Consider the following 13346-nt stretch of genomic DNA (forward strand, 5'->3'; position numbering starts at 1 on the left):
CACTCCGGAAAAGATCCCCCTTCACATTAACGGCACATAAATATCCGTTTCCAGCCGCTTCTCTGACATCCCTTCGGCCAGGTTGGTGTAGTGAAACAATATCGGTGCGTTACGCATTTTCTCGCCGCTATCAGGAAGCCAACGGCGAATGATGGCCCGGATAGTGTGAGATATGTTATCCAGGTCGCCAGAATGACGGGCAACCGCATAACGCCCTGCGGTGAGTTCGCCATTACTCACACCATAACGATTCTCCGGAACAGGCTCGTTAACGCTGCCGCAAATATCAAAGCGAAACGCGTCTGGCGCAGTGGTGGCAGGATCGTCCCAAGCGACGCCAAAAGTCTGGCTTTGGTTAACGGGAGATAACCCCGTGTCTTTGCGCCACATGATAAATTTCGCCACGCTGTAGTTGAGCAACTCAGGGCTACAGCGATGCGGCAACATCGCCACGCGGGTTGATGGGAAATCGATAATATTTACGTCCAGTGCACAGTTTTTCATGTTGCTCCCTGCGAAATTATTCCCGGGAACGCGTCCCGGGAGCAGTAACAATTACGGATTGACTTTACTGATCTGTTTCACGTCAATCTCAACAGAGTTCCAGTCTTTATCCACTTCCCCCTGAATCTCAACCGTATCTTTCGGCGTAACTGTCACGCCGTTCCAGCGTTTGTGGTCGATATCGACATTGATGGTGCCGCTGGCATCTTTGAACACATACAGATCGTCAGAGATGCGCTCAACGATATTGCCACGCAGAGTTACCCAGGTGTCGTCACGCAAAGATTTCGCGTTTTCTACGTTAGTTACGCTGCCGTTCGGCCCCTGGAATCCTCCGGTTTGACTTTGTGTTGCCGATGGGCCAGAAAAGCCCCCCTGCTCTGCTGCCATAACCGGTGCGCTACACAGGGCCATTACTGCAATTACTGCTGCGAATTTTTTCATGTTTGTTACTCCCTTTGATGTCTGTTTCCAGGCATTAAACAAGATAGTCCTTAACAACTTCTTAAGGAAAAAAAAGAAAATTTAGTACTGTACAGAGCGCGTTACAACACGGTTTACTGACAACGAATACAGCTATCGCAGGGATGAAAAGATGCGAATTTTACTGATAGAAGATGACATGCTGATTGGTGACGGCATCAAAACAGGTCTTAGTAAGATGGGCTTTAGTGTTGACTGGTTTACGGAAGGTCGTCAGGGAAAAGAGGCGCTTTATAGCGCACCTTATGACGCGGTGATCCTTGATCTCACCTTACCGGGAATGGATGGCCGCGATATTTTGCGCGAGTGGCGGGATAAAGGTCAGCGTGAGCCGGTACTGATCCTGACCGCACGCGACGCACTGGCGGAACGCGTGGAAGGTTTGCGTCTGGGGGCCGACGATTATCTGTGTAAACCTTTTGCATTGATAGAAGTCGCCGCCAGGCTGGAAGCGCTGATGCGCCGAACCAACGGCCATGCCAGCAACGAGCTACATCACGGCAACGTCATGCTCGACCCGGGCAAACGGATCGCCACCCTGGCAGGTGAATCCTTAACACTCAAGCCAAAAGAATTTGCCCTGCTGGAATTACTGATGCGTAACGCTGGTCGTGTTCTACCACGCAAACTGATTGAAGAAAAACTGTATACCTGGGACGAAGAGGTCACCAGCAATGCCGTCGAAGTACATGTGCATCATCTGCGACGCAAACTCGGCAGTGACTTTATTCGCACCGTTCACGGTATTGGCTACACATTAGGTGAGAAATGAAATTTACCCAACGCCTTAGTCTGCGAGTCAGGCTGACGCTGATCTTTTTGATTCTGGCCTCGCTGACCTGGGTTGTCTCCAGCTTTGTAGCCTGGAAACAAACGATTGATAATGTCGATGAGTTGTTCGATACCCAGTTAATGCTGTTTGCCAAACGATTAAGTACGCTCGATCTTAACGAAATTAATGCGGCAGATCGTATGGCAAGAACGCCGGATAAATTCAAACACGGCCATGTGGATGACGATGCCCTGACATTTGCCATTTTTACCCGCGACGGCAGAATGGTTCTTAACGATGGCGATAATGGAGAAGATATTCCCTATAGCTATCAGCGTGAAGGTTTTGCTGACGGGCAACTGGTGGGTGATAAAGATCAATGGCGCTTTATCTGGATGACATCACCTGATGGTAAATATCGCATCGTTGTCGGCCAGGAATGGGAATACCGTGAAGACATGGCGCTGGCAATCGTCACCGGCCAGCTCATCCCCTGGCTTGTTGCGCTACCCATTATGTTAATTTTCATGATGGTGTTACTGGGTCGTGAGCTCTCGCCACTGAACAAACTAGCGCTGGCGCTACGTATGCGCGATCCCGACTCGGAAAAACCACTCAACGCCGCGGGCGTACCCAGCGAAGTGCGTCCGCTAGTCGAGTCGCTGAATCAACTGTTCGACCGTACACATGCGATGATGGTGCGTGAACGGCGCTTTACCTCTGACGCCGCTCACGAACTGCGTAGCCCATTAACGGCGCTGAAAGTTCAAACCGAAGTTGCGCAACTCTCTGACGATGATCCGCAGGCACGGAAAAAAGCACTGACGCAATTACATTCGGGGATCGATCGCGCCACCCGTCTGGTTGATCAACTGCTCACACTATCGCGGCTCGACTCGCTGGATAACCTTCAGGACGTCGCGGAGATCCCACTTGAAGATCTCCTGCAATCGGCGGTGATGGATATCTACCACACGGCGCAGCAGGCAAAAATTGACGTACGGCTGACGCTCAATGCCCACGGCATCAAACGCACCGGACAACCGCTATTGCTAAGTCTACTGGTACGAAATCTGCTGGATAACGCAGTACGCTACAGTCCACAGGGCAGCGTAGTGGATGTCACTCTGAATGCAGATAATTTCACCGTAAGAGACAACGGCCCCGGCGTGACGCCAGAGGCGCTGGCGCGAATTGGCGAACGTTTCTACCGCCCACCAGGACAAACCGCAACCGGTAGCGGACTGGGGTTGTCGATTGTCCAGCGGATCGCAAAATTGCATGGCATGAATGTTGTGTTTGGGAATGCGAAACAAGGTGGATTTGAGGCGAAAGTGAGCTGGTAGTGGTGAGACTTTTGCAAAATTCGCAAAAGACTTTGCACATTTTGCTAATTTCACCGCACCGCTCTGTGACGTACTATTGTCGGTAAACGTCTCTCCTTGAGGATAAAAAATGAGCAACATTCTGATTATCAACGGTGCGAAAAAATTCGCCCACTCCAATGGTCAACTGAACGACACCCTGACCGAAGTCGCGGATGGCACGCTGCGCGACCTCGGGCATGATGTCCGCATCGTTCGCGCTGAGAGCGACTACGATGTCAAAGCCGAAGTACAAAACTTTCTCTGGGCTGATGTGGTGATCTGGCAGATGCCTGGCTGGTGGATGGGCGCGCCGTGGACGGTGAAAAAATACATTGATGATGTGTTCACCGAAGGTCACGGCACGCTGTATGCCAGCGATGGTCGTACCCGCAAAGATCCGTCGAAAAAATACGGTTCTGGCGGTCTGGTACAGGGTAAAAAATATATGCTCTCGCTGACCTGGAACGCCCCAATGGAAGCCTTCACCGAAAAAGATCAGTTCTTCCACGGCGTTGGCGTTGACGGTGTGTATCTACCGTTCCATAAAGCAAACCAATTCCTCGGCATGGAACCGCTGCCGACATTTATCGCTAATGACGTGATAAAAATGCCTGATGTTCCCCGCTATACTGAAGAATATCGCAAGCATCTTGTGGAAATTTTTGGTTAACTAGAGCTCTGGCTTTAGAAGGAGTTAACCATGATTACAGTAATCGCAGAAATCCGTACTCGCCCTGGCCAACATCACCGTCAGGCGGTATTGGATCAGTTTGCTAAAATCGTTCCAACAGTTCTGAAGGAAGAAGGTTGCCACGGCTACGCGCCAATGGTGGATTGCGCTGCTGGCGTGAGTTTCCAGTCTATGGCGCCGGACTCTATTGTGATGATTGAGCAGTGGGAAAGCATCGCGCACCTTGAAGCGCATCTGCAAACCCCGCACATGAAAGCATATAGCGAAGCCGTAAAAGGCGATGTGCTGGAGATGAATATTCGTATCCTGCAGCCGGGACTTTGATGTTCCTGAAAAGAGGCCGGTGTTGCTACCGGTCTCAGGCCTGATTAGCCATTCTTTCTTCCCGTTTTCAAACCCCGATGGAAATCGTTAATTCGCTTAATGGTTTTAACCGCACGCTGCGGCACCGCTGAGGCCACCGACCAGACAATCATTTCCAGGCACAACAATACCGTACCATGTAGCGGCGTTTTCCCCTTTTCATCCCCGCGCGGAACGTGGATGACGATACTGGCGTCTTTACTAAAACGCGAATCCAAAGCGTTTGTCAGCAAAATAACCGGGATCCCCAGCCGTTTCGCTTCACGCAGCGTTGTCAGCCCTTCCCGGTGTGCAGATTTTTGCGCCATCATGATCAGCACATCGCCACGCTGAAGCGCGATCAATTGCTCGGCAAGGCCAATACCCGTACGGTTTAGCGCCGTGGCGGGCAAGCCAATGCGGTTGAATAGCCGCGCGGTATAATCCGCCAGAATACCCGAAGCGCCAATGCCAAAAATAGCAACTTGCCGCGCCTGCACCAACAAGGCTACCGCTTGCGCAAGCGAGTGGCGGTTTTCAGGCTCTGACAGGACATTGCAGGTATACAGATGCCCTTCAAGAACAAAGTCGATTGCGGTGTTAACATCGCTCGTCAAGTTACTCACCGTCGTAGACATCTTTTCGCTGGAGCTAAGGGCTGGGCCAAGCCACTGTTCCAGAGTACGTTTCAGATCGCGCAGCCCGGCAAACCCCAGAGCCTGTATAGCCCGAATTACTGTGGCATCGGAAGTGTTTAACGTGGCCGCAATTTCCATCGCCGTTTGCTCGAGGACCACTTCACGGTGCTCATTAATGTAGCTGGCGACGGTTCTTAACCCTGGCGTTAACTGACTCGCACGAGTACGAAAACGCTCCCCAAAAATATCAACCCGCGTTTTGTCTTTCTGGATCATTTGGCCTCCGGTAAAGGTCGCCCCGCAATTTGTGATTGTATCTGCGCAGCCATCAATCCCAGAGATGCAAAGGAGTTAGAAATCGCCTCTTCACGCGAAATCAACACATAACGTCCGGAACGACAGGCTGTCAGAAACTGACACCATCCCGGCATGACTTTTTCCATTGCTGCCAGCTCGTCCTGAGGTTTACCACCAGAATCACCGCGCCAGGTTGCAAAAACAAAATCGGCATCCAGTTCAGGCAAACGCTCCGCGCTCACATCCATTCGCCCACCTTCAGGAATGCTCTCAATCAGCGGCGGAAAGCGAAAACCAGCATCGCGTAATACCCGCCCCAGCGAATGATAGCTATGCATCACATTAATTTTTCCCTGATTTGCCTGAATCACCGATACCGTTATTTTTTGACTGTCCAGCGTCGCCTTCAGCGCATTGATTTGCGCCTGATAGCGGCGTTCAAGTATCGCCAGCCGCGCCTGTGTTCCTGTAAGTTCGGCCAACTTGCGGTAGATTTCTGGCGCGCCCCCTTTGAGATGATCAATGCTCACCGTGGGCGCAATTTTCTCCAGTTGTTCAATGGGCGTATTACGGGTCGGTTCTGTGATGATCAGGTCCGGCTTTGCCGCCACAATCGCTTCAATATCAATATCGGCTGTTCCAATGAAGGCGATCGATGAATTATCGAAATCAACACCTGTCAGTAACGCACCTGATCGAATGAAATGGCTACCGTCAGGCCGTGTACGCCCGTGGCTGGCGACAGGAGGTACACCGAGTTCAATCAGAGGAATGGTGATATCAAGATCGTGTAAAGAAACGATTCTCTTTGGATGTGCAGGCACTGTGACTTTGCGCCCTAAATCATCGGTAAACACCTGAACAGGTTCTGTTGCACGAGCAAAAAATGACAACAGTATCAGCAGAGAAAAAAATAAACGCATATAACTCCCGTTAAAAACTGTTCCTGCGTTGCCAGAGAAGTAGCAGAAAGAATGGTCCACCAATCAGTGAGATAACGATTCCTGCAGGGAGTTGCAAAGGCAAAAAAGCCAAACGACCAATGCTATCCGCCAGAATGACTAACAACGCCCCCGATACGGCGCTCCCCAGCAGTAATGTCGTCTGTCCACCACGCAGAATAAAACGTGATATATGAGGTGCTATCAGCCCGACAAAGCCGATGTTGCCAACACAAGAAACGCAGACGGCTGTCAGGATTATTGGCGCGGCTACACGCAACAACGCCAGACGAGAACTATTCACGCCTAATCCGGTTGCAACCTGATGACCAAGCAGAGCAATATCCGCCGTCCGGGCTGTGAACAGCAATAAAAGAGCGGCTGGCAACATCCAACAGGCTGAAATACCGACTAACATCCAGTTGGCTGCATGTAGGCTTCCCGATAACCACATCAATGCAGTTTGTACGTCACGAATATCTGCTGTGGTCATAAATACACCGATCCCCGCGGCGAAAAACCAGGAAACGCCAATGCCGATCAAAACAAATCGCGGGCGGGAAATATCGCGTGCACAGAAAATCACCACTAACGCAACGAATAAGCCGCCAGCAAGGCCAGCCACTGGACGCCAGAACATCCCCAGCATTGGAAACTGGAAAATCAGCCACAGCACTGCCACGCTACATCCATCCTTGACCCCGATAAGACCGGGATCCGCAAGGCTGTTACGAGCAATAGACTGCATTGCGGCTCCCGCCATACCTAACATGGCTCCGCATAGCAACGCCATGATGACTCTCGGCAAGCGAATATCCTGCACAATATAACGTGTGTCTGTGTTCACATTTTCTGGAGAGAACAACGCTCGTCCGACTTCCGATGCCGGGACAGAAAAAGAACCATGCATCAGACCGAATATCAGTATTCCAACAGCAAACAGAGACAGTCCACCAAGCAACACCAGATTTTTAGGGCGTACCAGTGTCGAAAACTCACCAACACGTAGCGGGCGTAACCCAACGTTCATTATCCGGCTCATTTGAACATCCTCGTCGCCATAATGACAAAAACAGGTGCACCAACTAATGCCGTCATGACACCTGTCGCCAGCTCATGGGGCGTGAAAAGCGTCCTGGCAATAATATCTGCCAGTAATAGCAGTAAGGCTCCGACACAAGCTGAAAGAGGTAGCAGAACGCGCAGATCCGTTGATACCAGACGCCGGACAATCTGCGGTACGAGCAAGCCGACAAAACCAATCGGGCCAGCAATCGATACGGCCGCGCCACAGAGCAACGCGATCGCAATCAGAGTGAATGTTCGCGTGCGTAGTACCGAGACGCCCAGGCCCTGCGCCATGCGATCGCCCAGTGCCAACATGTTAAGAGAGGGCGCAAGATAAAGAGCTAATACAAATCCCCCCAGAGAAAACCAGGCGGACGTACCAAGCGTCGCCCAATCCAACCCCGCTAAATCACCCGCTAACCATGTCCGCATCGCCAACAACGTTTGTTCGTCAAGAATCAGGATTGCAGCCGTTATTGAGGAAACGAACGCCGATAGCGCCACGCCGCATAAGGTAACTTTCATTGGCGTTAACCCTGAACGTCCTGCGGAAGAGAGCAGCAATATCAGCAGGAACAGTACCGCGCCTCCCGCTGATGCCAGCAATGGACGCCCAACAGGAAATACCAGTCCTAGTGCACTGGCAGCAACGACAGCCAGGGCGGCTCCGGCATTTAAGCCTAAAATATGTGGCTCCCCCAATGGGTTACGAATGACAGCCTGCAACAAAGCACCAGCAACACCAAGAGAAGCACCAGTAAGCAATGCTGCCGCCAAACGCGGCAAACGGAGTCTTATAATCACGTTGTGATCGAAGTTTTGCGGTTCAAAATGGAAAAATGCCTGCAACACCGTTTGTGGTGCAATAAATCGGGCACCAATCCCAGGATATACAACGCATCCCACCAGCAGTAAGGTGAGGAAAAAAACAGTAACCAGCCCCGTGCGCATCATACTTTTTCTACACCACGAAACGGCATGAAAAACGGTTTTCCCGTCAGAGGATTTATTGATGCGTGAACATCAACGTCAAAGACAGCTTTCACCAGCTCAGGCGTGCAATGCTCCCCCTCATTCAACACACGCACCACTTTCCCCTGGCGTAAAAATATCAGCGTATCGCCATAATTGACGGCAAAATTCAGATCATGCAACACCACAACGACTGTACGCCCGTGATGACGCGTTAAGTCATGTAATAACTCAAGAATTTCAACCTGATAACGTAAATCAAGCCAGGTTGTTGGTTCATCCAGCAGGATATAAGGCGTCTTTTGCGCCAACACCATCGCAATCCAGCACCGCTGGCGCTGCCCACCAGAGAGTTTTTCAACAGGTAAATGCGCAAACTCCTGCGTACCGGTTAATTTCAGGGCCTCTTCTACCGCCTGCTCGTCAGCGTCGCTCCATTGACGTATAAAATTCTGCCAGGGAAAGCGCCCGCGCGACACCAGTTCATAAACGGTTAAGCCCTCCGGCAATAATGGCGACTGCGGTAAGATCCCAAGTCTGCGGGATAACGCTTTCGTTGGTTGCTCGTGAATCGCTTTGCCATCAAGCAATATCGAGCCGCCCATGGGTTGCAATATACGCGCAATGGTACTGAGCAACGTCGACTTTCCACAGCCGTTTGCCCCAACCAGAACGGTCATTTTCTCTGTGGGAACGGAGAAAGAAACACCATCAACAATGATGTTCTTGTGATACCCGGCAGAAACATTGTCGAGGATCAGCCCCTGCCCTTTTGCGTTATGTGCCACGTGTACGCCAACTTAATCAAAGACAAACAAAAATAAAACTCATTCTCCTTTGAGAGTTTGACGCCACAAAATGTAGTAGTCAAGAAGTTAAAAGCCACACAAAAACAAGGTAAATAACAGGTAAAATCTTTTTGAAAATAAAAATTAAAACATTAAATATTAATGGGTTAAAAACAATCAACCTGCATTAAATCATCGTGAAAACACCTGTAGCATTTTTTCGTTATTTCTCATTTACTACTACATTATTGCATGATTGAATGATTCTCAATTACATATCCGATGGCGAAATAACAAACGGATAGTGCTTAGTGAGCAACAAGAAACAATTTTCACTCGCGACAATCCGCGAGTTTTTGGGATAAAAGACTAAATGGCTAAGTTCACACCTTCATTCTCAGGAGTCAAAGGTCGGGCGCTCTTTTCACTGCTCTTTGCGGCACCGATGATTCATGCAACAGACACTGTAACGACCAAAGATGGCGAAACCATCACGGTTACCGCGGATGCGAATACCGCAACTGAGGCGACCGACGGTTATCAGCCTCTGAGCACCTCCACGGCGACATTAACCGATATGCCGATGCTGGATATTCCGCAGGTGGTCAATACGGTTAGCGATCAAGTTCTGGAAAATCAGCATGCGACGACGCTGGATGAGGCGCTTTATAACGTCAGTAACGTGGTGCAAACCAATACATTAGGCGGGACTCAGGACGCTTTTGTACGTCGTGGGTTTGGTGCAAACCGGGATGGCTCCATCATGACCAACGGCCTGCGAACCGTACTTCCTCGCAGTTTCAACGCCGCAACAGAACGTGTGGAAGTGCTAAAAGGCCCGGCCTCCACGCTGTATGGCATTCTCGATCCTGGTGGGCTGATTAACGTCGTGACAAAGCGCCCGGAAAAAACGTTCCATGGTTCTGTCTCAGCCACGTCCTCCAGTTTTGGTGGTGGTACAGGGCAACTTGATATCACAGGTCCCATTGAAGGCACTCAACTGGCCTACCGCCTGACGGGGGAAGTGCAGGATGAAGACTACTGGCGGAACTTCGGTAAAGAGCGCAGTACATTTATTGCCCCATCACTCACCTGGTTTGGTGATAATGCAACAGTAACCATGCTCTATTCACATCGGGACTATAAAACGCCATTCGATCGCGGAACAATTTTCGATCTTACGACGAAACAGCCCGTAAACGTTGATCGAAAAATACGTTTCGACGAACCGTTTAATATTACAGATGGTCAGTCCGATCTGGCGCAACTCAACGCAGAATATCATCTCAATAGCCAGTGGACTGCGCGCTTTGATTACAGCTACAGCCAGGATAAATACAGCGATAATCAAGCTCGCGTTACCGCGTATGATGCAACAACAGGAACGCTGACACGGCGTGTTGATGCAACTCAGGGCTCTACTCAGCGCATGCATTCTACTCGTGCGGATCTGCAAGGGAATGTCGATATCGCTGGATTCTATAATGAGATTCTGGGCGGGGTGTCATATGAATATTATGATCTTCTGCGCACAGATATGATTCGCTGTAAAAACGCTAAAGATTTCAATATCTACAGCCCTGTTTATGGCAATACCAGCAAATGTACAACGGTCTCGGCATCGGACAGTGATCAGACGATCAAACAGGAGAGCTACTCAGCTTATGCTCAGGACGCGCTCTATCTGACCGATAACTGGATTGCCGTCGCCGGGATCCGCTATCAGTATTACACGCAGTATGCGGGTAAAGGCCGTCCTTTTAATGTCAATACTGACAGCCGCGATGAGCAATGGACTCCCAAACTGGGGTTGGTCTACAAACTGACGCCATCGGTATCCTTATTTGCCAATTATTCGCAAACATTTATGCCGCAATCGTCAATTGCCAGCTACATTGGCGATCTTCCCCCGGAATCATCTAATGCTTACGAAGTCGGGGCAAAATTCGAGCTGTTCGATGGTATAACCGCAGATATTGCGCTGTTTGATATCCATAAACGCAACGTGTTGTATACCGAAAGTATTGGTGACGAAACCATCGCCAAAACGGCAGGCCGCGTTCGTTCAAGAGGGGTAGAAGTCGACCTTGCGGGAGCATTAACTGAAAATATTAATATTATTGCCAGCTACGGCTATACCGATGCTAAGGTTCTGGAAGATCCTGATTATGCAGGAAAACCATTGCCGAATGTTCCTCGTCATACCGGTTCGCTATTCCTGACCTATGACATTCATAATATGCCTGGCAATAACACGCTGACGTTTGGCGGTGGCGGACATGGCGTAAGCCGTCGTTCAGCAACCAATGGGGCTGACTACTATCTGCCGGGCTATTTCGTTGCCGATGCCTTCGCCGCATATAAAATGAAATTGCAGTATCCGGTCACTCTGCAATTAAACGTCAAAAACCTGTTTGATAAAACGTATTACACCTCTTCCATAGCCACAAATAATCTGGGTAATCAGATTGGCGATCCGCGTGAAGTGCAATTCACGGTGAAAATGGAATTTTGATAAAAAAAGCCCGGTATGTTTACCGGGCTATATTTTATTCTCCTGGCGGGAATTATCAGACCTCAATCTCCGCCATATCACCTTTCTCTTGCAACCAGTTACGGCGGTCTTCCGAGCGTTTCTTCGCCAGCAGCATGTCCATCATCGCGTCAGTACGCTGATCGTCTTCATCATCAATGGTTAACTGCACCAGACGGCGAGTATTCGGATCAAGCGTGGTTTCGCGCAATTGCATCGGATTCATTTCGCCCAGACCTTTAAAACGCTGGACGTTAGGCTTGCCTTTTTTGCGTTTTAACTGCTCAAGCACGCCCTCTTTTTCTTCTTCCGTCAGCGCGTAATAAACCTCTTTCCCGAGGTCAATGCGGTAGAGCGGTGGCAGAGCAACGTAAACGTGGCCGTGTTTCACCAGCGTGCGGAAGTGCTTTACAAACAGTGCGCAAAGCAACGTAGCAATGTGCAGGCCATCGGAGTCCGCATCCGCCAGGATACAGATCTTGCCATAACGCAACTGGCTAAGGTCGGCGCTGTCAGGATCAATACCGATCGCCACTGAAATATCATGCACTTCCTGCGAGGCCAACACTTCATCAGAAGAGACCTCCCAGGTGTTAAGGATCTTACCTTTCAACGGCATGATCGCCTGATATTCACGATCGCGCGCCTGCTTGGCTGATCCACCTGCGGAGTCACCTTCCACGAGGAACAGTTCGGTACGATTGAGATCCTGCGCGGTACAGTCAGCCAGTTTGCCAGGCAACGCCGGGCCACTGGTCAGCTTTTTACGTACCACTTTCTTCGCCGCACGCATACGACGCTGGGCGCTGGAAATCGCCATCTCCGCCAGCAATTCAGCAGCCTGGACGTTCTGGTTCAACCACAGGGTGAACGCATCTTTCACCACGCCAGAAACGAATGCCGCACATTGACGCGAAGAGAGACGTTCTTTGGTCTGCCCGGCAAACTGCGGATCCTGCATTTTTACTGACAGCACATATGCGCAGCGATCCCAGATATCTTCCGCTGACAGTTTCACGCCGCGCGGCAGAATGTTGCGGTATTCACAGAACTCGCGCATCGCGTCCAGCAGGCCCTGACGCAGACCATTAACGTGCGTCCCGCCCTGCATCGTTGGGATCAGGTTGACGTAGCTTTCGGTCAGCAGTTCGCCACCTTCCGGCAGCCACAAGAGCGCCCAGTCCACCGCTTCGGTATCGCCAGAAAAATTACCGATAAACGGTTTTTCCGGCAGCGTCGGCAAGCCATTTACCGCTTCCGCGAGGTAATCATTCAGACCGTCCTGATAGCACCAGCGTTGTTCGGTATTGTTGATCTCATCTTTAAAAGTGATCTCAACGCCGGGGCACAGTACCGCTTTGGCTTTCAGCACATGCGTAAGGCGCGAAACAGAAAAACGCGGGCTGTCAAAGAAGGTTTCATCCGGCCAGAAATGTACGCTGGTGCCGGTATTGCGTTTACCGCAAGTGCCGACAACCTGCAAATCCTGTACTTTTTCGCCATTTTCAAACGCGATGTTATAAATCTGGCCATCGCGGCGCACGTTGACTTCTACGCGCTTTGACAGGGCGTTAACCACCGAAATCCCCACGCCGTGCAGGCCGCCGGAGAACTGATAGTTTTTATTGGAGAACTTACCACCCGCGTGCAGACGGCAGAGGATCAATTCGACCGCCGGAACACCTTCTTCCGGGTGAATATCCACCGGCATTCCACGGCCATCGTCAATGACCTCCAGCGACTGGTCAGCATGTAAAATAACGTCCACGCGTTTTGCGTGACCGGCCAGTGCTTCATCGACACTGTTATCAATAACTTCTTGCCCCAAATGGTTTGGGCGAGTGGTATCGGTATACATCCCCGGGCGGCGGCGAACCGGCTCAAGCCCGGTGAGTACCTCAATGGCATCAGCGTTATAAGTTTGCGTCATGGTTTAAGTTAGCAATTCGA

At 50.6% G+C, this 13346-nt stretch carries 13 protein-coding genes; 5 read left to right on the forward strand and 8 right to left on the reverse strand.

Annotation, left to right across the window (positions count from 1 at the left end):
- Positions 1-21 precede the first annotated feature (21 nt).
- On the reverse strand, positions 22-504 hold the full coding sequence (locus C7B16_RS09645) for an AraC family transcriptional regulator (RefSeq protein WP_061091053.1): 483 nt from the start codon (positions 502-504) through the stop codon (positions 22-24).
- Between the two features lie 51 nt (positions 505-555).
- Positions 556-948, reverse strand: a complete 393-nt coding sequence (gene ygiW, locus C7B16_RS09650) for an OB fold stress tolerance protein YgiW (protein ID WP_000712662.1) — start codon at positions 946-948, stop codon at positions 556-558.
- Positions 949-1099: 151 nt separating this feature from the next.
- Between ygiW and qseB the strand changes: the two genes are divergently transcribed.
- From qseB to C7B16_RS09670, 4 genes are all read left to right on the forward strand, one after another.
- Complete coding sequence (gene qseB / locus C7B16_RS09655; protein ID WP_001221482.1) at positions 1100-1759, forward strand: quorum sensing response regulator transcription factor QseB; 660 nt, start codon at positions 1100-1102, stop codon at positions 1757-1759.
- Entirely contained in the window at positions 1756-3105 is a 1350-nt protein-coding gene (gene qseC / locus C7B16_RS09660) for a quorum sensing histidine kinase QseC (protein ID WP_000673336.1), read from the forward strand. The genes qseB and qseC overlap by 4 nt, the downstream gene beginning before the upstream one ends.
- 109 nt (positions 3106-3214) lie before the next feature.
- Positions 3215-3796: an NADPH:quinone oxidoreductase MdaB gene (gene mdaB, locus C7B16_RS09665; RefSeq protein ID WP_000065441.1), complete on the forward strand. Its 582-nt coding sequence runs from the start codon at positions 3215-3217 to the stop codon at positions 3794-3796.
- A gap of 30 nt (positions 3797-3826) precedes the next feature.
- On the forward strand, positions 3827-4141 hold the full coding sequence (locus C7B16_RS09670) for a putative quinol monooxygenase (RefSeq protein WP_000633738.1): 315 nt from the start codon (positions 3827-3829) through the stop codon (positions 4139-4141).
- Between the two features lie 44 nt (positions 4142-4185).
- Here C7B16_RS09670 and C7B16_RS09675 read toward each other — a convergent pair whose 3' ends face one another.
- From C7B16_RS09675 to C7B16_RS09695, 5 genes are read right to left on the reverse strand one after another with little or no spacing between them, the layout of a single operon-like run.
- Positions 4186-5073 (reverse strand): MurR/RpiR family transcriptional regulator, encoded by an 888-nt coding sequence (locus C7B16_RS09675; RefSeq protein WP_001517109.1) that lies wholly within the window; start codon positions 5071-5073, stop codon positions 4186-4188.
- Positions 5070-6017, reverse strand: a complete 948-nt coding sequence (locus tag C7B16_RS09680; RefSeq protein ID WP_001517110.1) for an iron-siderophore ABC transporter substrate-binding protein — start codon at positions 6015-6017, stop codon at positions 5070-5072. Before C7B16_RS09680 ends, C7B16_RS09675 begins: the two co-directional genes overlap by 4 nt.
- 10 nt (positions 6018-6027) lie before the next feature.
- On the reverse strand, positions 6028-7065 hold the full coding sequence (locus C7B16_RS09685; RefSeq protein WP_143192594.1) for a FecCD family ABC transporter permease: 1038 nt from the start codon (positions 7063-7065) through the stop codon (positions 6028-6030).
- 8 nt (positions 7066-7073) lie between these two features.
- On the reverse strand, positions 7074-8057 hold the full coding sequence (locus C7B16_RS09690) for a FecCD family ABC transporter permease (protein WP_107179607.1): 984 nt from the start codon (positions 8055-8057) through the stop codon (positions 7074-7076).
- Entirely contained in the window at positions 8054-8863 is an 810-nt protein-coding gene (locus tag C7B16_RS09695; protein WP_000940884.1) for an ABC transporter ATP-binding protein, read from the reverse strand. The genes C7B16_RS09690 and C7B16_RS09695 overlap by 4 nt, the downstream gene beginning before the upstream one ends.
- Before the next feature lie 373 nt (positions 8864-9236).
- Between C7B16_RS09695 and C7B16_RS09700 the strand changes: the two genes are divergently transcribed.
- Positions 9237-11378: a TonB-dependent siderophore receptor gene (locus tag C7B16_RS09700; RefSeq protein ID WP_107179608.1), complete on the forward strand. Its 2142-nt coding sequence runs from the start codon at positions 9237-9239 to the stop codon at positions 11376-11378.
- 55 nt (positions 11379-11433) lie between these two features.
- On the opposite strand, the gene parE is transcribed toward C7B16_RS09700, so the two are convergent.
- Entirely contained in the window at positions 11434-13326 is a 1893-nt protein-coding gene (gene parE / locus C7B16_RS09705) for a DNA topoisomerase IV subunit B (RefSeq protein WP_000195279.1), read from the reverse strand.
- Between the last annotated feature and the right edge of the window lie 20 nt (positions 13327-13346).

It is taken from the genome of Escherichia sp. 20412-1, from assembly GCF_003027595.1.
Classification (GTDB): Bacteria; Pseudomonadota; Gammaproteobacteria; order Enterobacterales; family Enterobacteriaceae; genus Escherichia; species Escherichia marmotae.

Coding starts and splice junctions, on each gene's coding strand:
- C7B16_RS09680 (WP_001517110.1), bottom strand. CDS start 6,017: ATGCGTTTATTTTTTTCTCTGCTGATACTGTTGTCATTTTTTGCTCGT.
- qseC (WP_000673336.1), top strand. CDS start 1,756: ATGAAATTTACCCAACGCCTTAGTCTGCGAGTCAGGCTGACGCTGATC.
- C7B16_RS09685 (WP_143192594.1), bottom strand. CDS start 7,065: ATGAACGTTGGGTTACGCCCGCTACGTGTTGGTGAGTTTTCGACACTG.
- C7B16_RS09675 (WP_001517109.1), bottom strand. CDS start 5,073: ATGATCCAGAAAGACAAAACGCGGGTTGATATTTTTGGGGAGCGTTTT.
- C7B16_RS09700 (WP_107179608.1), top strand. CDS start 9,237: ATGGCTAAGTTCACACCTTCATTCTCAGGAGTCAAAGGTCGGGCGCTC.
- mdaB (WP_000065441.1), top strand. CDS start 3,215: ATGAGCAACATTCTGATTATCAACGGTGCGAAAAAATTCGCCCACTCC.
- C7B16_RS09670 (WP_000633738.1), top strand. CDS start 3,827: ATGATTACAGTAATCGCAGAAATCCGTACTCGCCCTGGCCAACATCAC.
- qseB (WP_001221482.1), top strand. CDS start 1,100: ATGCGAATTTTACTGATAGAAGATGACATGCTGATTGGTGACGGCATC.
- parE (WP_000195279.1), bottom strand. CDS start 13,326: ATGACGCAAACTTATAACGCTGATGCCATTGAGGTACTCACCGGGCTT.
- ygiW (WP_000712662.1), bottom strand. CDS start 948: ATGAAAAAATTCGCAGCAGTAATTGCAGTAATGGCCCTGTGTAGCGCA.
- C7B16_RS09690 (WP_107179607.1), bottom strand. CDS start 8,057: ATGATGCGCACGGGGCTGGTTACTGTTTTTTTCCTCACCTTACTGCTG.
- C7B16_RS09645 (WP_061091053.1), bottom strand. CDS start 504: ATGAAAAACTGTGCACTGGACGTAAATATTATCGATTTCCCATCAACC.